The organism is Pseudomonas soli (genome assembly GCF_900110655.1).
GTDB classification, from domain to species: Bacteria; Pseudomonadota; Gammaproteobacteria; order Pseudomonadales; family Pseudomonadaceae; genus Aquipseudomonas; species Aquipseudomonas soli.
Map to the genome: position 1 here is coordinate 89,192 of NZ_FOEQ01000012.1, position 21,716 is coordinate 110,907.

19 protein-coding genes are annotated in these 21,716 nt (G+C 62.5%); 13 read left to right on the forward strand and 6 right to left on the reverse strand.

The annotated features are described in order from the left end of the window. Positions 1-65: 65 nt before the first annotated feature. Positions 66-1,211 (reverse strand): FMN-dependent L-lactate dehydrogenase LldD, encoded by a 1,146-nt coding sequence (gene lldD, locus BMY03_RS21605; protein ID WP_038706870.1) that lies wholly within the window; start codon positions 1,209-1,211, stop codon positions 66-68. A 63-nt stretch (positions 1,212-1,274) separates the two neighbouring features. Further along, positions 1,275-2,945 carry a lactate permease LctP family transporter gene (locus tag BMY03_RS21610; protein WP_038706869.1) on the reverse strand — a complete coding sequence of 557 codons (1,671 nt, stop codon included), beginning with the start codon at positions 2,943-2,945 and terminating at the stop codon, positions 1,275-1,277. 260 nt (positions 2,946-3,205) lie between these two features. Here BMY03_RS21610 and BMY03_RS21615 point away from each other — a divergent pair, with 260 nt between their 5' ends. Then, positions 3,206-3,973 (forward strand): FCD domain-containing protein, encoded by a 768-nt coding sequence (locus tag BMY03_RS21615; protein WP_023629356.1) that lies wholly within the window; start codon positions 3,206-3,208, stop codon positions 3,971-3,973. 118 nt (positions 3,974-4,091) lie between these two features. On the opposite strand, the gene smpB is transcribed toward BMY03_RS21615, so the two are convergent. After that, on the reverse strand, positions 4,092-4,574 hold the full coding sequence (smpB, locus tag BMY03_RS21620; protein WP_023629355.1) for an SsrA-binding protein SmpB: 483 nt from the start codon (positions 4,572-4,574) through the stop codon (positions 4,092-4,094). Positions 4,575-4,735: 161 nt separating this feature from the next. Here smpB and BMY03_RS21625 point away from each other — a divergent pair, with 161 nt between their 5' ends. Next, entirely contained in the window at positions 4,736-5,170 is a 435-nt protein-coding gene (locus BMY03_RS21625; protein WP_038706868.1) for a type II toxin-antitoxin system RatA family toxin, read from the forward strand. Between the two features lie 88 nt (positions 5,171-5,258). Here BMY03_RS21625 and BMY03_RS21630 read toward each other — a convergent pair whose 3' ends face one another. Further along, the gene (locus BMY03_RS21630; protein WP_023629354.1) at positions 5,259-5,777 is read right to left on the reverse strand and encodes an outer membrane protein assembly factor BamE; all 519 of its coding nucleotides are present in this window, start codon (positions 5,775-5,777) and stop codon (positions 5,259-5,261) included. Between the two features lie 97 nt (positions 5,778-5,874). Between BMY03_RS21630 and fur the strand changes: the two genes are divergently transcribed. Then, positions 5,875-6,279, forward strand: a complete 405-nt coding sequence (fur, locus tag BMY03_RS21635; RefSeq protein ID WP_028691268.1) for a ferric iron uptake transcriptional regulator — start codon at positions 5,875-5,877, stop codon at positions 6,277-6,279. A gap of 77 nt (positions 6,280-6,356) precedes the next feature. Here the strand turns inward: fur and recN are convergent, their stop codons facing one another. Then, on the reverse strand, positions 6,357-8,030 hold the full coding sequence (recN, locus tag BMY03_RS21640) for a DNA repair protein RecN (RefSeq protein ID WP_094012246.1): 1,674 nt from the start codon (positions 8,028-8,030) through the stop codon (positions 6,357-6,359). Positions 8,031-8,213: 183 nt separating this feature from the next. Between recN and grpE the strand changes: the two genes are divergently transcribed. The 8 genes from grpE (at position 8,214) to BMY03_RS21680 (ending at position 18,548) form a co-directional block, all read left to right on the forward strand. After that, the gene (grpE, locus tag BMY03_RS21645) at positions 8,214-8,768 is read left to right on the forward strand and encodes a nucleotide exchange factor GrpE (protein WP_023629352.1); all 555 of its coding nucleotides are present in this window, start codon (positions 8,214-8,216) and stop codon (positions 8,766-8,768) included. Positions 8,769-8,869: 101 nt separating this feature from the next. Beyond that, positions 8,870-10,795, forward strand: a complete 1,926-nt coding sequence (gene dnaK / locus BMY03_RS21650; RefSeq protein ID WP_023629351.1) for a molecular chaperone DnaK — start codon at positions 8,870-8,872, stop codon at positions 10,793-10,795. Between the two features lie 212 nt (positions 10,796-11,007). Then, entirely contained in the window at positions 11,008-12,132 is a 1,125-nt protein-coding gene (gene dnaJ, locus BMY03_RS21655) for a molecular chaperone DnaJ (RefSeq protein WP_028691264.1), read from the forward strand. 13 nt (positions 12,133-12,145) lie between these two features. Further along, positions 12,146-12,952 (forward strand): 4-hydroxy-tetrahydrodipicolinate reductase, encoded by an 807-nt coding sequence (dapB, locus tag BMY03_RS21660; protein ID WP_038706867.1) that lies wholly within the window; start codon positions 12,146-12,148, stop codon positions 12,950-12,952. A gap of 226 nt (positions 12,953-13,178) precedes the next feature. Further along, positions 13,179-14,315, forward strand: coding sequence for a glutamine-hydrolyzing carbamoyl-phosphate synthase small subunit (gene carA / locus BMY03_RS21665; RefSeq protein ID WP_094012247.1), 1,137 nt, complete (start codon positions 13,179-13,181; stop codon positions 14,313-14,315). Between the two features lie 105 nt (positions 14,316-14,420). Beyond that, positions 14,421-17,642 (forward strand): carbamoyl-phosphate synthase large subunit, encoded by a 3,222-nt coding sequence (gene carB / locus BMY03_RS21670; RefSeq protein ID WP_031314636.1) that lies wholly within the window; start codon positions 14,421-14,423, stop codon positions 17,640-17,642. Beyond that, positions 17,639-18,121, forward strand: a complete 483-nt coding sequence (gene greA / locus BMY03_RS21675) for a transcription elongation factor GreA (protein ID WP_082120346.1) — start codon at positions 17,639-17,641, stop codon at positions 18,119-18,121. Before carB ends, greA begins: the two co-directional genes overlap by 4 nt. After that, complete coding sequence (locus BMY03_RS21680; RefSeq protein ID WP_094012248.1) at positions 18,099-18,548, forward strand: MFS transporter; 450 nt, start codon at positions 18,099-18,101, stop codon at positions 18,546-18,548. The genes greA and BMY03_RS21680 overlap by 23 nt, the downstream gene beginning before the upstream one ends. Positions 18,549-18,560: 12 nt before the next feature. Here BMY03_RS21680 and BMY03_RS21685 read toward each other — a convergent pair whose 3' ends face one another. Then, positions 18,561-18,869: a YhbY family RNA-binding protein gene (locus tag BMY03_RS21685; protein WP_027595032.1), complete on the reverse strand. Its 309-nt coding sequence runs from the start codon at positions 18,867-18,869 to the stop codon at positions 18,561-18,563. Between the two features lie 102 nt (positions 18,870-18,971). On the opposite strand from BMY03_RS21685, the gene rlmE reads away from it, so the two are divergent. Together rlmE and ftsH are read left to right on the forward strand one after the other, a co-directional pair. Then, positions 18,972-19,598, forward strand: coding sequence for a 23S rRNA (uridine(2552)-2'-O)-methyltransferase RlmE (rlmE, locus tag BMY03_RS21690; RefSeq protein WP_011532133.1), 627 nt, complete (start codon positions 18,972-18,974; stop codon positions 19,596-19,598). Positions 19,599-19,801: 203 nt separating this feature from the next. Continuing rightward, the gene (ftsH, locus tag BMY03_RS21695; RefSeq protein ID WP_038706866.1) at positions 19,802-21,709 is read left to right on the forward strand and encodes an ATP-dependent zinc metalloprotease FtsH; all 1,908 of its coding nucleotides are present in this window, start codon (positions 19,802-19,804) and stop codon (positions 21,707-21,709) included. The last annotated feature ends 7 nt before the right edge of the window (positions 21,710-21,716 follow it).

Genomic DNA, 21,716 nt, shown 5'->3' on the forward strand with positions numbered 1-21,716 from the left:
TCCTCGCGGGGCCGCGGCGTCTGGTGCGCGGCGTGCCCCGGGTATTCAGGCGTTGGTGGGCGCGCTCAGGCGCCCAGTTCGCGGACCAGCGAGTCTTTGCTGATCTCGCCGATGGACTTGGCGCCGGTCAGCACCATGGCCACGCGCATCTCTTTCTCGAACAGCTCCAGCAGGTTCTTCACCCCGGCCTCGCCGTGGGTGGCCAGGGCATAGAGGAAGGCGCGGCCGATCAGCACGCTGTCGGCGCCCAGGGCGATCATGCGCACCACATCGAGGCCGCTGCGGATGCCGGAGTCGGCGAGGATCTTGATATCGCCCTTCACCGCGTCGGCGATGGCCGGCAGGGCGCGGGCGCTGGACAGCACGCCATCGAGCTGGCGGCCGCCGTGGTTGGAGACGACGATACCGTCGGCGCCGAACTTGACCGCGTCGCGGGCGTCATCGGCGTCGAGGATGCCCTTGATGATCATCGGACCATCCCAGAATTCGCGGATCCACTCCAGGTCTTTCCAGGAGATGGACGGGTCGAAGTTGTTGCCCAGCCAGCCGATGTAGTCGGCAAGGCCCGTGGGGTTGCCGCGGTAGGCGGAGATATTGCCCAGGTCGTGGGGGCGGCCCATCACGCCGACGTCCCACGCCCATTGCGGGTGGGTCATCGCTTGCAGCACGCGGCGCAGCGGGCCGTTGGCGCCGCTCATGCCGGAGTGGGCATCGCGGTAGCGCGCGCCGGGCACGGGCATGTCGACGGTGAACACCAGGGTCTTCACTCCGGCGGCCTTGGCGCGCTCCAGGGCGTTGCGCATGAAGCCGCGGTCCTTGAGCACATACAGCTGGAACCACATCGGCCGGTCGATGGCCGGGGCCACTTCTTCGATCGGGCACACCGATACCGTCGACATCGTGAACGGAATGCCATGGGCCGCCGCTGCGCGTGCCGCCTGCACTTCGCCACGGCGGGCGTACATGCCGGTGAGGCCGACCGGGGCCAGGGCCACGGGCATGCTCAGGGTTTCGTCGAACAGCTGCGTCTGCAAGCTCAGCTCGGACATGTTCTTCAGCACGCGCTGGCGCAAGGCGATGCCGGCCAGGTCCGAGACGTTGTGGCGCAGGGTGTGTTCGGCGTAGGCGCCGCCGTCGGCGTAGTGGAACAGGAAGGGAGGCAGCTTGCGTTGGGCCGCGGCGCGATAGTCGGTGGAGGCGGAAATGATCATGGATTCTCGCAGCGTTGCTTGTGGGGAATGCCGGGCGCGTCAAGGCGCCCGGCCCCTTTCACTTTAGTGATGAACCAGCATGCCAGTGAGCCAGTAGGCCTGGACCAGAGTGATCAGGCCGACGATGGTGGCGAAGAACAGGCTGTGCTTGACGGTGAAGCGGAACAGGTCGGATTCCTTGCCGACCAGGCCTGTGGCGGCGCAGGCCACGGCGATCGACTGCGGCGAGATCATCTTGCCGGTCACGCCGCCACTGGTGTTGGCCGCCACAAGCAGGGTGTCGTTGACGCCGATCTGGTGCGCGGTAGTAGCCTGCAGCGAGCTGAACAGGGCGTTGGACGAGGTATCCGAACCGGTCAGGAACACGCCCAGCCAGCCGAGGAACGGCGAGAAGAACGGGAACGCCGCGCCGGTGCCGGCCAACACCAGGGCCATGGTCGAAGACATGCCCGAGTAGTTGGTGACGAAGGCGAAGGCCAGCACCATGCCTATCGACAGGATCGGCCAGCGCAGTTCCCAGAAGGTTTCTTTGAAAGTGGTAAGACCAGTTTTGAAGTTGATCTTCAGCACCCACATCGAGATCAGTGCCGAGAGGAAGATCGCGGTGCCGGTGGCGGAGATCGGGTCGAGCTTGAACACCGCCGGCATGGCGGTGGGCGCTGTGACGATTGGTGCGGTCTTGACCACCAGCTGGTCGAGGTGCGGGATGGCGAAGTTGAACACGAAGTTGTACATCGCGCCGCCTGGGGCGAAGGCCGCCTTGAACGGTTTCAGGGTCCAGATGGTGACCAGTACGGTGAGGATCAGGAATGGCGACCAGGCCTTGAAGATCTCGCCAAAGCTGTACGGGCTCGGTTGGCTGCCGCTGGATTGCACGACGGCGGCGCCGACACTGCCCTTGGCCTCGGCGAATGCGCGCTTGGGCTGCCAGACCTTGAGGAACAGGGTCAAGGCGATCAGGCTGGCCAGGGCCGAGGTGATGTCGGGCAGCTCCGGGCCGATGAAGTTGGAGGTGAAGTACTGGGTGACGGCGAAGCTCAGGCCGGCCACCAGGGCGGCAGGCCAGGTCTCTTTCACGCCGCGCACGCCGTCCATCATGAACACCAGCCAGAACGGCACGAACAGCGACAGCAGCGGCAGTTGGCGGCCGGTCATGGCGCCGATGTGGAAGGCATCGATGCCAGTCACCTGGCCGGCGACGATGATCGGGATGCCCAGGGCGCCGAAGGCCACCGGGGCGGTGTTGGCGATCAGGCACAGGCCGGCGGCGTACAGTGGGTTGAAGCCCAGGCCCACCAGCAGCGCGGCGGTGATCGCTACCGGGGCGCCGAAGCCGGCCGCGCCTTCGAGGAAGGCGCCGAAGCAGAAGCCGATCAGCAGTACTTGCAGGCGCTGGTCGTCGGTGATCGACAGTACCGAGCTGCGGATGACTTCGAACTGGCCACTCTTGACCGTGAGTTTGTAGAGGAACACCGCGGCGACGATGATCCAGGCAATCGGCCACAGGCCGTAGAGGAAGCCATAACCCGCAGCGGCCAGTGCCATGTCGACAGGCATCTGGAAGGCGAAGATCGCCACCAGGATCGACAGTGCCAGGGTGATGCTGCCGGCGACGTGGCCCTTGAGGCGGAACACGGCGAGGGCGAGGAAGAAGAACACGATTGGGATGACCGCCGCCAGCGCGGACAGGCCAAGGCTACCAAGCGGGGTATAGAGTTGTTGCCAGGTTTGCATATGGGGTGGCCCCTAATTGTTGTTGGTCAAGGCACTGGCATTGGATAATTGGTAAGACCAATTTACAATGGCTGGTCGCTAGGTTAAGAGCGCCACGCAGGGTGTGTCAATTTGTCCTGTGGGAAACTTTGGTCGGATGCCGATGAGCGGGCATCTGATTGGCTGGGAAAAACGCCGCCTGACGGCTGTCGGCGCAAGCCGGATAGGCGCAGAATAGGCGCCCCCGGATTGGCATCCCCGGGGTTCGTGGAGAGCATGTGATGGTTTTTGATCAGGTCCGCCAGCGGCGCCTGTCCGACGACATCGTCGATCGGTTGGAAGGGATGATTCTCGAAGGCACCCTCACCTCGGGTCAGCGCCTGCCGGCCGAGCGCGCCCTGGCCGAGCAGTTCGGCGTGTCGCGGCCGTCGTTGCGCGAGGCTATCCAGAAGCTGGTGGCCAAGGGCTTGCTGGTCAGTCGCCAGGGCGGCGGCAACTATGTGGCCGAGTCATTGGGCTCGACCTTCAGCGACCCCTTGCTGAAGCTGCTCGAATCCAGCCCCGAGGCGCAGCGTGACCTGCTGGAGTTTCGTCATACGCTGGAGGCGTCCTGCGCCTACTACGCGGCGCAGCGCGCCACCGAGCCGGATCGTGAGCGGCTGAAGACTGCGTTCGACGCCTTGCAGGACTGCTACAACCGTGTCGGTGAGGTGGATCGGGCGGAGGAGGGGGCTGCCGATGCTCGCTTCCATCTGGCCATTGCCGAGGCCAGCCACAATGCCGTGTTGTTGCACACTATTCGCGGGTTGTTCGACCTGCTCAAGCGCAATGTGGTGACCAACATTGGCGGCATGTACCAACAACGCACTGAGACCCGCGACATGCTGATCAGCCAGCATCGCGAGTTGTACCTGGCGATTGTCGAAGGGCGTGCGGAGGACGCGCGGGAGGTTTCCAGCCGGCACATCCTGTATGTGCAGGAGGTGCTGCAGGAGGCGCAGCAGGAAGCACAGCGGGTTGCGCGGGCGGAGCGGCGCAGCGGGCGCTGATTCTGGGCTTCGTGGGAGCGGGCTGGCCCCGCGATCGCGCTAGCATGGGCAGCGGTGCTGCCTGGCCTGGCGCGATCGCGGGGCAAGCCCGCTCCCACGGGAAAGGTCAGGCCGAGCCTTACTCTTCCTTGCCCTTGTTGCGCATCGTGCGCTGCAGCTCGCGGTTGGAGTCGCGCTCGCGCACGGTATCGCGCTTGTCGAACTCCTTCTTGCCCTTGCCGAGTGCGATCTCACACTTGATCAGGTGCTTGCTCCAGTACAGCGACATCGCCACGCAGGTGTAGCCCTTCTGCGCCACGGCCGCTTCCAGGCGCTCGAGCTCGCGCTTGTTCAGCAGCAGCTTGCGGGTGCGGATGGGGTCGGCAATGACGTGGGTGCTGGCGGTGTTCAGTGGGGTGATGTGGCTGCCGAACAGCCAGGCTTCGCCATCCTTGAGCAGCACGTAGCTGTCGGTCAGGTGCGCCTTGCCGGCCCGCAGGCTTTTTACTTCCCAGCCGGACAGGACCAGCCCGGCCTCGAACTTGTGTTCGATGAAGTAATCGTGTCGCGCTTTCTTGTTCTGCGCGATGGTCCCGGTCGGATGCTTCTTTTGTTTAGCCATAGGGGCGGCATTATAGGCAGTCGCCGCGTCCTCGGCTACGGGGTTTAGCTGCGCTTGAGCCTGTTGTGTGAATCCCGGACAATGCAACCCACGCTCTGCCGCGCAGAGCCGTTTTCAAGGCGCTGACAAGCGCTGCCGCCCAGTTTGGAAGTGACGCCTGGATGACTACCCATATTCAACGCTCCGCTCTGCTGCCGTACCCTGCCCAGGCGCTCTACGACCTGGTCAACGATGTGGCGAGCTACCCGGAGTTCCTGCCCTGGTGCTCGGCGTCCACAGTGCTCGAGGCCAGTGATACGCACATGCGCGCCAGGTTGGAAGTGGCCAAGGGTGGCATGAGCCAGCAGTTCATCACGCGCAATGTGCTGGTGCCGGGGCAGTCGATCGAGATGAACCTGGAAGAGGGGCCGTTCACCCAGTTGCATGGGCTGTGGGTGTTCAAGCCGCTGGGAGAAAAGGCCTGCAAGATCAGCCTCGACCTGTCGTTCGACTACGCCGGTGCCCTGGTGCGGGCCACCTTGGGGCCACTGTTCAACCAGGCAGCCAACACCATGGTCGATGCCTTCTGCCAGCGGGCCAAGCAGCTCAATGGTTGAGGGTGCGCGTGGCGGGTGAGTAAACTCCGTCATTCATGCAGGCAATAAAAAGCCCGGAAACGATCCGGGCTTTTTAGTGTCGGCGCATTTACTGCGGCGAAGTTTCCAGCGGTGCTGGTGTTGGCACCGGGGTGGTCTCGACGTTGTCGATTTCCTTTTGCAGCGAGTCTTCCAGCGAGCCTGGCTTGGCCGGCTTCTCGGACTGGCTCGGTTGCTTGTCCGGGTTGACTGTAGTGTCGCCGCTGCCGCCGAGGATTTCCTGGTCGCGGCTGACGCCTGGCATGAAGTCGCCTGAGAGGTTGACCAGTTGGTCGTTCTCGTTGAAGAAAATGCTCATGCGCTCTTGCTGGCGCTGGCCGCCGCCAGGCTGCAGGCTGTAGAGGTAATCCCAGCGATTGGTGTGGAAAGTGTCCTGCAGCAGGGGGTTACCCATGATAAACCTTACTTGTCGGCGGGTCATTCCCGGGCGCAATTGGTCTATCATGTCCTGCGTGACGACATTGCCCTGCTGGATGTCGATTTTGTAAACCCCGGGAAACGAGCAACCGGCGAGTGCGAGCAGTCCCACGAGGGTGAGGCTGTTTAGCAAGAGCTTGGTGTTTTGCATCGGTGGGCGACTTCCACTATCTTGGCTGGACAACGTAAACCCCGATCATACCCGTATTAAGAGAAGCTGCGAAGCAGCATCGGCGAGAAAGCTGACCATGGTTGAAAATAGCGAATTGCGCAAAGCGGGCCTCAAGGTAACCCTGCCTCGAGTAAAGATTCTTCAGATGCTCGACTCCGCCGAGCAGCGTCACATGAGTGCCGAGGATGTGTACAAGGCGCTGATGGAAGCTGGCGAAGATGTCGGTCTGGCGACCGTGTACCGCGTACTGACCCAATTCGAAGCGGCGGGCCTGGTGGAGCGCCACAACTTTGATGGCGGCCACGCGGTGTTCGAGCTGGCGGATGGCAAGCACCACGATCACATGGTCAACGTGGACAGCGGTGAAGTCATTGAATTCTTCGATGCCGAAATCGAGAAGCGCCAGAAAGAGATTGTTGCCGAGCATGGCTTCGAGCTGGTGGACCACAATCTGGTGCTGTACGTACGTAAAAAGAAGTAACGATTGAATCGTTATTGACGACAAAGGCGACCTTCGGGTCGCCTTTGTGCTTTTTGGGTTGGGCTCGCTTCGGCCGCTCAGGTCTTGCTGGTCACAACCATCTTGCGCGCATGGGCCAGCGACTCCTTGGTGAGGTCGATGCCGCCCAGCATCCGCGCCACTTCCTCGACCCGCTCGCGCTTGCCCAGGCTGGCCACGGCGGTGTGTGTGGTGTCGCTGTTGCGCACCTTGTGCACGAACAGGTGGTGATGCCCTTGGGCGGCTACCTGTGGCAGGTGGGTCACGGTCAGCACCTGGCCGCGTTCGCCGAGGCGGCGAAGCAATTGGCCGACGATCTCGGCGGTCGGGCCGCCGATACCCACGTCGACTTCGTCGAATACCAGGGTCGGAATGCGTGAAGTCTGTGCGGTGATCACCTGGATCGCCAGGCTGATGCGTGACAGCTCGCCGCCTGAGGCCACCTTGGCCAGGCCCTTGAGTGGCTGACCAGGGTTGGCGCTGACCAGCAGCTCGATCTGCTCCAGGCCGTGGGGCGAGAGGTCAGTGCTTTCGAAGGGGGTGAGTTCGATGCAGAAACGCCCGCCTGGCATGCCCAGGCGCTGGATTTCCTGCTCCACTGCGGTGGCCAGCTGTTTGGCCGCCTGCTGGCGCAGGGCGCTGAGCTCAATGGCCTTCTCTTTATAGTGCTGGGCGAAGGCCGCGAGCTCCTCGCCCAGTCGCTCGATCGATTCGTCGCTGGCATTCAGGCCCTCCAGCTCTTCCATCAGCCGCTGTTGCAGGTGCGGAAGTTCGGTGGGGTGCACGCGGTGTTTGCGCGCGAGGGTATAGATAGTGTCCAGGCGTTCTTCGAGGGTCTGCAGGCGCATCGGGTCGGCATCGAAGTTGTCGAGGAAGCGGTTGAGTTCGCCGACGGCCTCCTCCACCTGGATCTGCGCGCTGGCAATCAGGTTGACCGCCTCGCCCAGTGCCTTGGGTGCATTGCCTACCGCGCCGAGGCGATTGAGGCTCATGGTCAGGGCGCTCAGTACGTTGCCCGAATCGCTTTCGCTGCACTGCTCGATGACCTGGCGGCAGATGCCGAAGAGTGCCTCGGCGTTGGTCAGGTTCTTGTGCTCCTGCTCCAGCTGTTCCAGCTCGTTTTCGCCAAGGCCGAGGTTGTCGAGTTCTTCCAGCTGGTAGCTGAGCAACTGGTGGCGCGCCCGCTGCTCGTCGCCGGAGTTGCTCAGGCGCTCCAGCTCCTGGCGCGTCTGGTTCCAGCGCTTGGCGGCCAACTGCACCTGGCGGGCCAGGTCGGTGGCGCCGGCGTACTCGTCCACCAGGCGGCGATGGGTGTCGGTTTTCAGTAGTGACTGGTGTTCGTGCTGGCTGTGGATGTCGATCAGCAGCTCGCCCAGCGCCTTGAGGTCGCCCAGCGGGCAGGGGGTGCCATTGATGTAGCCGCGGCTGCGGCCCTCGGCGGTGATCACCCGGCGCAGGATGCACGGGCCGTCGCTTTCCAGGTCGCGCTCGGCGAGCCAGGCGTGCGCTTCGGGGATGTCGACCAGGTCGAAGGTGGCGAGGATGTCCGCCTTGTCGGTGCCCGGACGCACCACGCCACTGTCGGCGCGGTCGCCAAGGGCCAGGCCGAGGGCGTCGAGCATGATCGACTTGCCGGCCCCGGTCTCGCCGGTGATGACGGACATCCCGCGGGCGATCTCGAGGTCGAGGTGTTCGACGATGGCGTAGTTGTGGATGGACAGGTGCACCAGCATTGGGGCGGCTCCCGAGGGGTCGTGTCTGGATATTTATACAGTGCTTTTCGCGAGTCTGCCAATAGCCGGTCGACGAATGTGGAAAAGCACCTGCCCCCTTGAACCTGGTTTTTCCGACCCCATATAGCCGGCAAGACATGGCGAGCCTGGCTCGCACGACAGAAATCGTGGAGGAGAAACCCAATGGCTGACGAACAGCTGGATGAGAAGAACCTGAATTCCGAAGAAGCCGGTGCAGCAACCGCCGACGCGCGCGTTCTGGAGCTCGAAGAGCAGCTGGCCGCCGCCAAGGACCAATCCCTGCGCGCCGCCGCCGACCTGCAGAACATCCGTCGCCGTGCCGAGCAGGACGTCGAGAAGGCGCACAAGTTCGCCCTGGAGAAGTTCTCCTCCGACCTGCTGCCGGTGATCGACAGTCTGGAGCTGGCCCTGGCGCACTCCAGCGCCGAAGACGAGAACGTCAAGAAGATCCGTGAAGGTGTCGAGCTGACCCTGAAGATGTTCCAGGACACCCTCAAGCGCTACAACCTTGAGGCCGTCGATCCGCACGGTCAGCCGTTCAACGCCGAACACCACCAGGCGATGGCCATGCAGGAAAGCGCCGATGTCGAGCCGAACAGCGTGATCAACGTGTTCCAGAAGGGCTACCTGCTCAACGGCCGCCTGCTGCGCCCCGCCATGGTGGTGGTCAGCAAGGCGCCGAGCGCTGCGCAACCTTCGATCAATGAAAAGGCTTGAAATCTTTCCGGGCGCCCCCATCTAGGTGTCAAGCCTTCAAGTATTAGTGCAGATGGCCAAAGCAGTCACTGCTACCAAATTCAAGTTTCGGGAGAATCATCATGGGTAAAATCATCGGTATCGACCTGGGGACCACCAACTCCTGCGTCTCCGTGCTGGAAAACGGCACTGCCAAGGTCATCGAGAACGCCGAAGGCGCGCGCACCACGCCTTCGATCATCGCCTACGCCAACGACGGCGAAATCCTGGTTGGCCAGTCGGCCAAGCGCCAGGCGGTCACCAACCCGCACAACACCCTGTTCGCGGTGAAGCGCCTGATCGGCCGCCGCTTCGAAGAAGACGTCGTCCAGAAAGACATCAAGCTGGTGCCTTACAAGATCGTCAAGGCCAACAACGGTGATGCCTGGGTCGAGGCTTCCGGCAAGGAAATGGCGCCGCCGCAGATCAGCGCCGAAGTCCTGAAGAAAATGAAGAAGACCGCCGAAGACTACCTCGGCGAGCCTGTCACTGAAGCGGTCATCACCGTGCCGGCCTACTTCAACGACAGCCAGCGCCAGGCAACCAAGGACGCCGGCCGCATCGCTGGCCTGGACGTCAAGCGCATCATCAACGAACCGACTGCCGCCGCGCTGGCCTACGGCATGGACAAGGGCAAGGGCGACCACACCGTCATCGTCTATGACCTGGGTGGTGGTACCTTCGACGTGTCGGTCATCGAAATCGCCGAAGTCGACGGTGAGCACCAGTTCGAAGTACTGGCCACCAACGGCGACACCTTCCTGGGTGGTGAAGACTTTGACATGCGCCTGATCGACTACCTCGTCGACGAGTTCAAGAAAGAGTCCGGCATGGACCTGAAGAACGATCCCCTGGCCCTGCAGCGCCTGAAAGAAGCCGCTGAAAAAGCCAAGATCGAGCTGTCCTCGGCCCAGTCGACCGACGTCAACCTGCCGTACATCACTGCAGACGCAACCGGTCCGAAACACCTGAACGTGAAGATCTCCCGCGCCAAGCTGGAGTCGCTGGTCGAAGACCTGGTCAACCGTACCATCGAGCCATGCCGAATCGCCCTGAAGGACGCCGGCATCGATGCCAGCAAGATCGACGACGTGATCCTGGTCGGTGGCCAGACCCGTATGCCGATGGTGCAGAAAGCCGTTGCCGACTTCTTCGGCAAGGAAGCGCGCAAGGACGTCAACCCGGACGAAGCCGTCGCCATGGGTGCCGCCATCCAGGGCGCCGTTCTGGCTGGTGACGTGAAGGACGTACTGCTGCTGGACGTCAGCCCGCTGACCCTGGGTATCGAAACCATGGGTGGCGTGATGACCGCGCTGATCGAGAAGAACACCACCATCCCGACCAAGAAGTCGCAGGTGTTCTCGACCGCCGATGACAACCAGGGCGCCGTGACCATCCACGTGCTGCAGGGCGAGCGCAAGCAAGCTTCGCAGAACAAGTCGCTGGGCAAGTTCGACCTGGCCGATATTCCGCCGGCTCCACGTGGCGTACCGCAGATCGAAGTGACCTTCGACATCGACGCCAACGGCATCCTGCACGTCGGTGCGAAGGACAAGGCCACCGGCAAGGCGCAGTCGATCGTGATCAAGGCCAACTCCGGCCTGTCCGACGAAGAAATCGAGAAAATGGTGCGTGACGCCGAGGCCAATGCCGAGGAAGACCGCAAGTTCGAAGAGCTGGCCGCCGCCCGTAACCAGGGTGACGCGCTGGTCCACTCGACCCGCAAGATGATCACTGAAGCGGGTGACAAGGTCACCGCCGAAGAGAAAACTGCCATCGAGGCCGCCGTGGTAGCCCTGGAAGCCGCCGTCAAGGGCGACGACAAGGCTGCCATCGACGCCAAGGTCGAGGAGCTGTCCAAGGTTTCGGCCCCTGTTGCCCAGAAGATGTACGCCGAGCAACAGGCCGAGCAACCGCAGGGCGGCGCCCAGCAGGCCGAGCCGGAAGCCAAGCATGACGACGTGGTTGACGCCGAGTTCGAAGAAGTAAAAGACAACAACAAGCAGTAAATCCTGCATGTTGTCGCCCAGTTCACCGTCGTTTGCCGGTGAGCTGGTAGGATGTCGCCGCGCGGGGGCTTGCTCCCGCGTTGGCGTGTCTGGAACACGAGAATTATTTACAGCATCTGTCTGGGCGCATTCGCGTATGGCGGCAGGTGCTGACGGCATGGCGCACCGATGCGCAGAGGTATGCCGAACGCCCCCAAGAGTGCAAATGACCTATGGCAAAGCGTGATTTTTATGAAGTCCTGGGTGTCGAGCGTGGCGCCAGTGAAGGTGATCTGAAGAAGGCCTACCGCCGTCTGGCGATGAAGTACCACCCTGACCGCAACCCGGGTGACAAAGAGTCCGAAGACCTGTTCAAGGAGGCCAACGAGGCCTACGAAGTGCTGTCGGATGCCAGCAAGCGTGCGGCGTACGACCAGTACGGCCATGCCGGCGTCGACCCGAGCATGGGCGGAGGCGGTGCCGGCTTCGGTGGTGCCAACTTCTCCGATATCTTCGGCGATGTCTTCAGTGATTTCTTCGGCGGTGGTCGTGGTGGTGGTCGTGGCGGCGCCCAGCGTGGCAGCGACCTGCGCTACACCCTCGAGCTCAATCTCGAAGAGGCGGTGCGCGGTACCACGGTCAATATCCGCGTCCCCACGCTGGTCAACTGCAAGCCGTGCGATGGCTCCGGCGCCAAGAAGGGCTCGACCCCGTCGACCTGCCCGACCTGTGGCGGTATCGGCCAGGTGCGCATGCAGCAGGGCTTCTTCGCGGTGCAGCAGACCTGCCCGCGCTGCCACGGCCAGGGCAAGATCATCACCGATCCTTGCGGCTCGTGCCACGGCGAAGGCCGTGTCGAGGAATACAAGACCCTGTCGGTCAAGGTGCCGGCTGGCGTCGATACCGGCGATCGCATCCGCCTGTCCGGCGAAGGCGAGGCGGGTGCCCATGGCGGCCCTACCGGTGACCTGTACGTGGTCGTCAATGTGCGCGAGCACCCGATCTTCCAGCGCGACGGCAAGCACCTCTACTGCGAAGTGCCGATCAGCTATACCGATGCCGCCCTGGGGGGCGAGCTGGAAGTGCCGACCCTCGATGGTCGCGTGAAGCTGAAGATCCCCGAAGGTACCCAGACCGGCAAGCAGTTCCGCTTGCGTGGCAAGGGCGTGGCACCGGTGCGCGGTGGCGCGGCAGGCGACCTGCTGTGCCGAGTGGCGGTGGAAACGCCGGTCAACCTCAGCCGTCGCCAGCGCGAGCTGCTCGAAGAGCTGCGCGATTCGCTGGAAGGCGACAGCTCCCATTCGCCCAAGGCCAGCGGCTGGTTCGAGGGTGTGAAGCGCTTCTTCGGCGATCTCTGAGAAGGAACAGGCTATGCGACGTATTGCGGTAATGGGCGCGGCGGGGCGGATGGGCAAGACCCTCGTCGAGGCTGTGCAGCAGCAGGCGCCCCAGACCGGGCTGACGGCGGCGATCGATCGCCCGGACAGCTCGCTGGTCGGGGCCGATGCCGGCGAACTGGCGGCCCTGGGGCGTATCGGCGTGCCGATCTGCGATGACCTGGCCAAGGTCGCCGACGAGTTCGATGTGCTGATTGACTTCACGCATCCTTCGGTGACCCTGAAGAACCTGGCGTTCTGCCGCAAGGCAGGCAAGGCCATGGTCATCGGCACCACCGGTTTCACGCCGGAAGAGAAAGAGCTGCTGGCGGAGGCGGGCAAGGAAATCCCGATCGTCTTCGCCGCGAACTTCAGCGTGGGCGTGAACCTCAGCCTCAAGCTGCTGGACATGGCGGCCCGGGTGCTGGGCGATGATGTGGATATCGAGATCATCGAGGCCCATCACCGGCACAAGGTCGATGCGCCGTCGGGGACCGCGCTGCGCATGGGTGAAGTGGTTGCCAATGCGCTGGGGCGTGACCTGCAGGAAGTGGCGGTTTATGGGCGCGAAGGCCAGACCGGTGCTCGTGATCGCAAGACCATCGGTTTCGCCACCGTGCGTGCCGGTGATGTGGTCGGTGACCACACTGTACTGTTCGCCGCCGAAGGCGAGCGCCTGGAGATCACCCACAAGGCCTCCAGCCGCATGACGTTCGCCAAGGGCGCCGTGCGCGCTGCGCTGTGGCTGGAAGGGCGCGAGCCTGGCCTGTACGACATGCAAGACGTGCTCGAACTGCGTTGATGCCGTGGGGCTGCCTGGCAGCCCCTTGTCGCATTGGTGTGTTTTAGAGACACATCTACGGTAGACCGAAAACGCACTTTTCTGTAAGCTACAGCTTTAGTGTGTCCACTAAAAGCGCGCAGCGAATTGAATTCAGCACTTAAAAGCGGGGTGACGTGTCCATACGTCACTCCGCTTTTTTGCAACCTGCGATCGCCCTTTCATGCTTGATTTACGGGAGGTCTTCTTGACAAAGCCAGCCATACTCGCCCTTGCCGACGGCAGTATTTTTCGCGGTGAAGCCATTGGTGCCGACGGTCAGACCGTTGGTGAGGTGGTATTCAACACCGCTATGACCGGCTACCAGGAAATCCTTACAGACCCTTCCTACTCGCAGCAAATCGTCACCCTGACCTACCCGCACATCGGCAATACCGGCACTACCCCGGAAGACGCCGAATCCAACCGCGTCTGGTCCGCCGGCCTGGTCATCCGCGACCTGCCGCTGCTGGCCAGCAACTGGCGCAATACCCAGTCGCTGCCTGAGTACCTCAAGGCCAACAACGTTGTCGCCATCGCCGGTATCGATACCCGTCGCCTGACCCGTATCCTGCGTGAAAAGGGCGCCCAGAACGGCTGCATCCTCGCCGGTGACAACATCACCGAAGAGCAGGCCATCGCCGCTGCCCGTGCCTTCCCGGGCCTGAAGGGCATGGACCTGGCCAAGGTCGTTTCCACCAAGGAGCGCTACGAGTGGCGTTCCAGCGTGTGGGAACTGAAGTCCGACAGCCACCCGACCATCGACGCTGCCGACCTGCCTTACCACGTGGTTGCCTTTGACTACGGCGTCAAGCTGAACATCCTGCGCATGCTGGTCGCGCGTGGTTGCCGCGTGACCGTGGTGCCAGCCCAGACCCCGGCCAGCGAAGTGCTCGCGCTCAACCCCGATGGTGTGTTCCTGTCCAACGGCCCTGGTGATCCGGAGCCATGCGACTACGCCATCCAGGCGATCAAGGAAATCCTCGAAACCGAGATTCCGGTCTTCGGCATCTGCCTCGGCCACCAGCTGCTGGCCCTGGCCTCCGGCGCCAAGACCGTGAAGATGGGCCATGGCCACCACGGTGCCAACCACCCGGTCCAGGACCTGGACACCGGCGTGGTCATGATCACCAGCCAGAACCACGGCTTTGCCGTCGACGAAGCCACCTTGCCGGCTAACGTACGCGCCATTCACAAGTCGCTGTTCGACGGCACCCTGCAGGGTATCGAGCGCACCGACAAGAGCGCGTTCAGCTTCCAGGGCCACCCTGAAGCGAGCCCGGGCCCGACCGATGTCGCGCCACTGTTCGATCGTTTCACCGATGCCATGGCCAAGCGCCGCTGAGCATCCTGCTTCAAGGCCCCGGGCCGGCTTGTGCCGCGCCCGGAAGCGCCTGACCCAGATTGTTCAAAGCGGCTTGCCGACTGACCCCGGATTTGAGTGACCACCATGCCAAAACGTACAGACATCAAAAGCATCCTGATTCTCGGCGCTGGCCCGATCGTGATCGGCCAGGCCTGTGAGTTCGACTATTCCGGCGCCCAGGCCTGCAAGGCCCTGCGCGAGGAAGGTTTCCGCGTCATCCTGGTGAATTCCAACCCAGCCACCATCATGACCGACCCGGCCATGGCCGACGCCACCTACATCGAGCCGATCAAATGGCAATCGGTGGCCAAGATCATCGAAAAAGAGCGCCCGGACGCCGTCCTGCCGACCATGGGCGGCCAGACCGCGCTGAACTGCGCCCTGGACCTGGAGCGCCATGGCGTTCTGGAAAAGTTCGGCGTAGAGATGATCGGTGCCAACGCCGACACCATCGACAAGGCCGAAGACCGCTCGCGCTTCGACAAGGCCATGAAGGATATCGGCCTTGAGTGCCCGCGCTCGGGTATCGCCCACAGCATGGAAGAGGCCAATGCGGTCCTCGAGAAGCTCGGCTTCCCATGCATCATCCGCCCGTCCTTCACCATGGGCGGCACCGGTGGCGGTATTGCCTACAACCGTGAAGAGTTCGAAGAAATCTGCACCCGTGGTCTGGACCTGTCGCCGACCAAGGAACTGCTGATCGACGAATCGCTGATCGGCTGGAAGGAATACGAGATGGAGGTGGTCCGCGACAAGAAGGACAACTGCATCATCGTCTGCTCCATCGAAAACTTCGACCCGATGGGCGTGCACACCGGTGACTCGATTACCGTGGCTCCGGCACAGACCCTGACCGACAAGGAATACCAGATCATGCGCAACGCCTCGCTGGCGGTGCTGCGTGAAATCGGTGTCGAAACCGGTGGTTCCAACGTGCAGTTCGGCATCTGCCCGAACACCGGCCGCATGGTCGTGATCGAGATGAACCCGCGTGTTTCGCGTTCGTCCGCCCTGGCGTCCAAGGCCACTGGCTTCCCGATCGCCAAGATCGCCGCCAAGCTGGCCATCGGCTACACCCTGGACGAACTGCAGAACGACATCACCGGCGGCCGTACCCCGGCGTCCTTCGAGCCGTCGATCGACTACGTCGTCACCAAGCTGCCACGCTTCGCCTTCGAGAAGTTCCCCAAGGCCGACGCCCGTCTGACCACCCAGATGAAGTCTGTTGGTGAAGTCATGGCCATCGGCCGTACCTTCCAGGAATCCCTGCAGAAAGCCCTGCGTGGCCTGGAAGTCGGCGCCTGCGGCCTCGACCCGAAAGTCGACCTGGCCAGCCCGGAAGCCGCCAGCATCCTCAAGCGCGAACTGACCGTGCCGGGTGCCGAGCGTATCTGGTATGTCGCCGATGCCATGCGTTCGGGCATGACCATCGAGGAAATCTTCCAGCTGACCGGCATCGACCTGTGGTTCCTGGTGCAGATGGAAGACCTGATCAAGGAAGAAGAGAAGGTCAAGACCCTGGCCCTGTCGGCGATCGACAAGGACTACATGCTGCGCCTCAAGCGCAAGGGCTTCTCGGACCAGCGCCTGGCCAAGCTGCTCGGCATCACCGACAAGAACCTGCGCCGTCACCGCCACAAGCTGGAAGTGTTCCCGGTGTACAAGCGCGTCGACACCTGCGCCGCCGAGTTCGCCACCGACACCGCCTACCTGTACTCGACCTACGAGGAAGAGTGCGAGGCCAACCCGTCGACCCGCGACAAGATCATGATCCTGGGCGGTGGGCCGAACCGTATCGGCCAAGGCATCGAGTTCGACTACTGCTGCGTGCACGCAGCGCTGGCACTGCGTGAAGACGGTTACGAGACCATCATGGTCAACTGCAACCCGGAAACCGTCTCCACCGACTACGACACCTCCGACCGTCTGTACTTCGAGCCGCTGACCCTGGAAGACGTGCTGGAAGTCTGCCGCGTCGAGAAGCCGAAGGGCGTCATCGTCCACTACGGCGGCCAGACCCCGCTGAAACTGGCCCGTGCCCTGGAAGAAGCCGGCGTGCCAATCATCGGCACCAGCCCGGACGCCATCGACCGCGCCGAAGACCGCGAGCGTTTCCAGCAGATGGTTCAGCGCCTGAACCTGCTGCAGCCGCCAAACGCCACCGTGCGCAGCGAAGACGAAGCCATCAAGGCGGCCGGCACTATCGGCTACCCGCTGGTGGTGCGCCCGTCCTACGTACTGGGCGGCCGTGCGATGGAGATCGTCTACGAGCTGGACGAGCTCAAGCGTTACCTGCGTGAAGCGGTGCAAGTGTCCAACGACAGCCCGGTGCTGCTCGACCACTTCCTCAACTGCGCCATCGAGATGGACGTGGATGCGGTCTGCGACGGCACCGACGTGGTGATCGGCGCGATCATGCAGCACATCGAGCAGGCCGGCGTTCACTCCGGTGACTCGGCGTGCTCGCTGCCACCTTACTCGCTGAGCAAGGAAGTGCAGGACGAAGTCCGCGTACAGGTCAAGAAAATGGCCCTGGAACTGGGCGTGGTCGGCCTGATGAACGTGCAGCTGGCCCTGCAGGGCGACAAGATCTACGTGATCGAGGTCAACCCGCGCGCCTCGCGTACCGTGCCGTTCGTGTCCAAGTGCATCGGCACCTCGCTGGCGATGATCGCCGCGCGCGTCATGGCTGGTAAAACCCTGAAAGAACTGGGCTTCACCCAGGAAATCATCCCGAACTTCTACAGCGTGAAGGAAGCCGTCTTCCCGTTCGCCAAGTTCCCAGGGGTTGACCCGATCCTCGGCCCTGAGATGAAATCCACCGGTGAAGTCATGGGTGTCGGCGACAGCTTCGGTGAAGCCTTCGCCAAGGCCCAGATGGGCGCCAGCGAAGTGCTGCCGACCGGCGGTACCGCGTTCATCAGCGTGCGCGACGACGACAAGCCGCAAGTGGCTGGCGTTGCCCGCGACCTGATCGCCCTGGGCTTCGAAGTGGTTGCAACTGCAGGTACCGCCAAGGTTATCGAAGCGGCCGGCCTGAAAGTGCGCCGTGTGAACAAGGTGACCGAGGGTCGCCCACACGTGGTCGACATGATCAAGAACGACGAAGTGTCGCTGATCATCAACACCACCGAAGGCCGCCAGTCGATCGCCGACTCCTACTCGATTCGTCGCAATGCGCTGCAGCACAAGATTTACTGCACCACCACCATTGCGGCCGGTGAAGCCATCTGCGAGGCGCTGAAATTCGGTCCGGAAAAGACCGTTCGTCGCCTGCAGGATCTGCATGCAGGACTCAAAGCATGAGCATTACCAAGTACCCGATGACCGTCCAGGGCGCTCGCGCCCTGGAAGAAGAGCATCTGTTCCTGAGCAAGACCGAGCGCCCGCGCCTGAGCCAGGCTATCGGTGAGGCCCGCGAGCTGGGCGATCTCAAGGAAAACGCCGAATACCATGCCGCCCGTGAGGAGCAGGGCATGGTCGAGGCGCGTATTCGCGATATCGAAGGCCGCCTGCAGAACTCGGTGGTGATCGACGTGACCACCATTGCCCACACCGGCAAGGTCATCTTCGGCACCACTGTCGATCTGGAGAACACTGAAACCGGCGATCAGGTGACCTACCAGATCGTTGGCGAAGATGAAGCCGACGTGAAGAAAGGCAAGCTTTCCAGCGGTGCACCTATCGCCCGTGCCATCATTGGCAAGGAAGAAGGTGACACGGTGGTCGTGAAGACGCCGAACGGTACGGTCGAGTACGAGATTGTCGAAGTCAAGCACATCTGACCGGCGCCTGCGGGCGCCATCCCTCGAGGTGATCCTCTGGCAGCTGGCCCAGGTTTTCTGGGTCGGCGGCCTGTGGGTGTTCCACGTGGGGCTGGTGCCTGCGCTGAAAGTCAGTGGCCTGGCGCCGTTGCTGGTGCACGACATTGCTGCACAGATCGACCGTTGGTTGATCGGCGTGGCAATGCTCGGGCTGTTGACCCAGCTGGCGGTATTGGCGAGGGTGGATGGCCTGGCGGCCTGGTGGCGGCAATTTCGCGGCCAGATGCTGTTGCTCGGTTTTGCTGCCTGCGTCAGCTACTACACTCTGCGCTACGGGATCTCCGTGGGCGAACGCTGGCAGATGTTCTGCTTTTTGGTGCTGGGTTTTTCCGGCATCGTGCTGGTGGCCCAGCCGGTTCCGGTCAGGGCGCGCAAGGCGCGCCACTGATCGGCGCCACCGTTACTTGAAGCGGTGGATGTTGGACAGCTGCTTGTTCGGCTGTGGATTCTTGCGGTAGATCAGCGCCTTCTTGCCGATGGTCTGCACCAGCTCGGCGCGGCCGACCTTGCACAATTCGGCGATCGCGGCGGCGCGCTCTTCACGGTCTTCCGAACGGATTTCGACCTTGATCAGCTCGTGATCGGCCAGGGCGCGTTCCAGTTCGGCGGCGACGCCTTCGTTCACACCGTTGCCAGCAACGATCAGGACCGGCTTCAGGTCATGACCAATGGACTTGTATTGCTTCTTCTGCTCGTTATTGAGCGGCATAATCTGACCCTTTTCGTCTGATTCTGTAAAATTGACGGGCATTTTACCCGAGGGCCGCTGGCTCCGCCCAGTCAAACACGACGCATATCATCGAGGTGCCCCGTGGTACAACGTTCCAAAAGCAGCGCAAACTGGCTGCGAGAGCATTTCAACGATCCTTTTGTGAAACAGGCGCAGAAGGATGGCTACCGCTCGCGTGCGAGCTACAAACTGCTGGAGATCCAGGAAAAAGACCGTCTGATCCGCCCCGGCATGAGCGTGATCGACCTCGGCGCAGCGCCAGGTGGCTGGTCGCAGGTGACCAGTCGTCTGATTGGTGGCCAAGGGCGGTTGATCGCCTCGGACATCCTGGAAATGGACTCGATCCCGGACGTTACCTTCATCCAGGGCGACTTTACCCAGGACGAAGTGTTGCAGCAGATCCTGCAGGCGGTCGGTGATTCGCACGTAGACCTTGTGATTTCCGATATGGCCCCCAATATGAGTGGTACGCCCGCGGTGGACATGCCGCGTGCCATGTTCCTCTGTGAACTGGCCCTGGATCTGGCTACCCGCGTGCTCAAGCCCGGCGGGGATTTCCTGATCAAGATCTTCCAGGGCGAGGGTTTCGACATGTACCTGAAGGACGTGCGCAGCAAGTTCGACAAGGTGCAGATGCGCAAGCCGTCGTCCTCGCGGGATCGCTCCCGCGAACAGTACCTGTTGGGCAAGGGTTTCAAGGGAGCGTGAAAGGCGTGCTGCGGGGTTGCCGATAGTTATTTCCAATCGGCGGCTCCGTCTGGATCGTCCGAACTTCGTGTAGTCTAGCTTTCACAAAGGGTTACAGACGGTGCCTGCGGATGCGTGGGTAATGTAGTAAGTTAGGGCGATGAATATCATGCGAGGCACGGCTGCGTCGTGCGCCGGCCTCAGAGGGTAGCGAATTGAACGACATGGCAAAGAATCTGATCCTCTGGTTGATCATCGCCGCCGTCCTGGTGACGGTGATGAACAACTTCTCGAGCCCTAACGAGCCGCAGACCCTCAACTATTCCGACTTCATCCAGCAGGTCAAGGATGGCAAGGTCGAGCGCGTGACCGTCGACGGCTACATCATTACCGGCAAGCGCACCGACGGCGACAACTTCAAGACCGTCCGCCCGGCCATCACCGATAACGGCCTGATCGGCGATCTGGTCGATAACCACGTCACCGTCGAAGGCAAGCAGCCTGAGCAGCAGAGCATCTGGACCCAGTTGCTGGTGGCCAGTTTCCCGATCCTGGTGATCATCGCCGTGTTCATGTTCTTCATGCGCCAGATGCAGGGCGGTGCCGGTGGTAAAGGCGGCCCGATGAGCTTCGGCAAGAGCAAGGCGCGCCTGCTGTCCGAAGATCAGGTCAAGACTACCCTGGCTGACGTTGCTGGTTGCGACGAGGCCAAGGAAGAAGTTGGCGAGCTGGTCGAGTTCCTGCGTGACCCAGGCAAGTTCCAGCGCCTGGGTGGCCGCATTCCCCGCGGTGTGCTGATGGTCGGCCCGCCCGGTACCGGTAAGACCCTGCTGGCCAAGGCCATCGCCGGCGAAGCCAAGGTGCCGTTCTTCACCATTTCCGGTTCCGACTTCGTCGAGATGTTCGTCGGCGTGGGTGCCAGCCGCGTGCGCGACATGTTCGAGCAAGCCAAGAAACATGCTCCTTGCATTATCTTCATCGACGAGATCGACGCCGTCGGCCGCCACCGTGGCGCCGGCATGGGCGGCGGTCACGACGAGCGTGAGCAGACCCTGAACCAGTTGCTGGTCGAAATGGATGGCTTCGAGATGAACGATGGCATCATCGTCATCGCCGCCACCAACCGTCCCGACGTGCTCGACCCGGCGCTGCTGCGTCCCGGTCGCTTCGACCGCCAAGTTGTGGTCGGCCTGCCGGACATCCGTGGTCGCGAGCAGATCCTCAAAGTGCACATGCGCAAGGTGCCAATCGGCGAGAACGTCAACGCGGCGGTCATCGCCCGCGGTACCCCTGGCTTCTCCGGTGCCGACCTGGCCAACCTGGTCAACGAGGCGTCGCTGTTCGCTGCCCGTTCCAGCAAGCGCGTAGTCGAGATGAAGGAGTTCGAGCTGGCCAAGGACAAGATCATGATGGGCGCCGAGCGCAAGACCATGGTCATGTCCGAGAAAGAGAAGCAGAACACCGCTTACCACGAAGCTGGCCACGCCATCGTCGGCCGTGTCGTCCCCGAGCATGATCCGGTGTACAAGGTGTCGATCATTCCGCGTGGTCGTGCCCTGGGTGTGACCATGTTCCTGCCGGAAGAAGACCGTTACAGCCTGTCCAAGCGTGCGCTGATCAGCCAGATCTGCTCGCTTTACGGCGGTCGTATCGCTGAAGAGATGACCCTGGGCTTCGATGGTGTGACCACTGGCGCCTCCAACGACATCATGCGTGCGAGCCAGATTGCCCGGAACATGGTCACCAAGTGGGGCCTGTCCGAAAAACTCGGGCCGCTGATGTACGCCGAAGAAGAGGGCGAGGTATTCCTCGGCCGTAGCGCGGGTAGCCAGCATGCCAGCGTTTCCGGCGAGACGGCGAAGATGATCGACTCCGAAGTGCGCAGCATCATCGACCAGTGCTATGCCACGGCCAAGCAGATTCTCACCGACAATCGCGACAAGCTCGACGCCATGGCCGAGGCCTTGATGAAGTACGAAACCATCGATGCCGACCAGATCGACGACATTATGGCGGGCCGCACTCCACGTGAGCCACGTGACTGGGACAACGATGCCGGGACCTCTGGCAAGCAAGCTTCCCAGGATGATCGTCCGGAGTCGCCGATCGGCGGTCCAGCGGCTCAGCACTAAGGGTTTC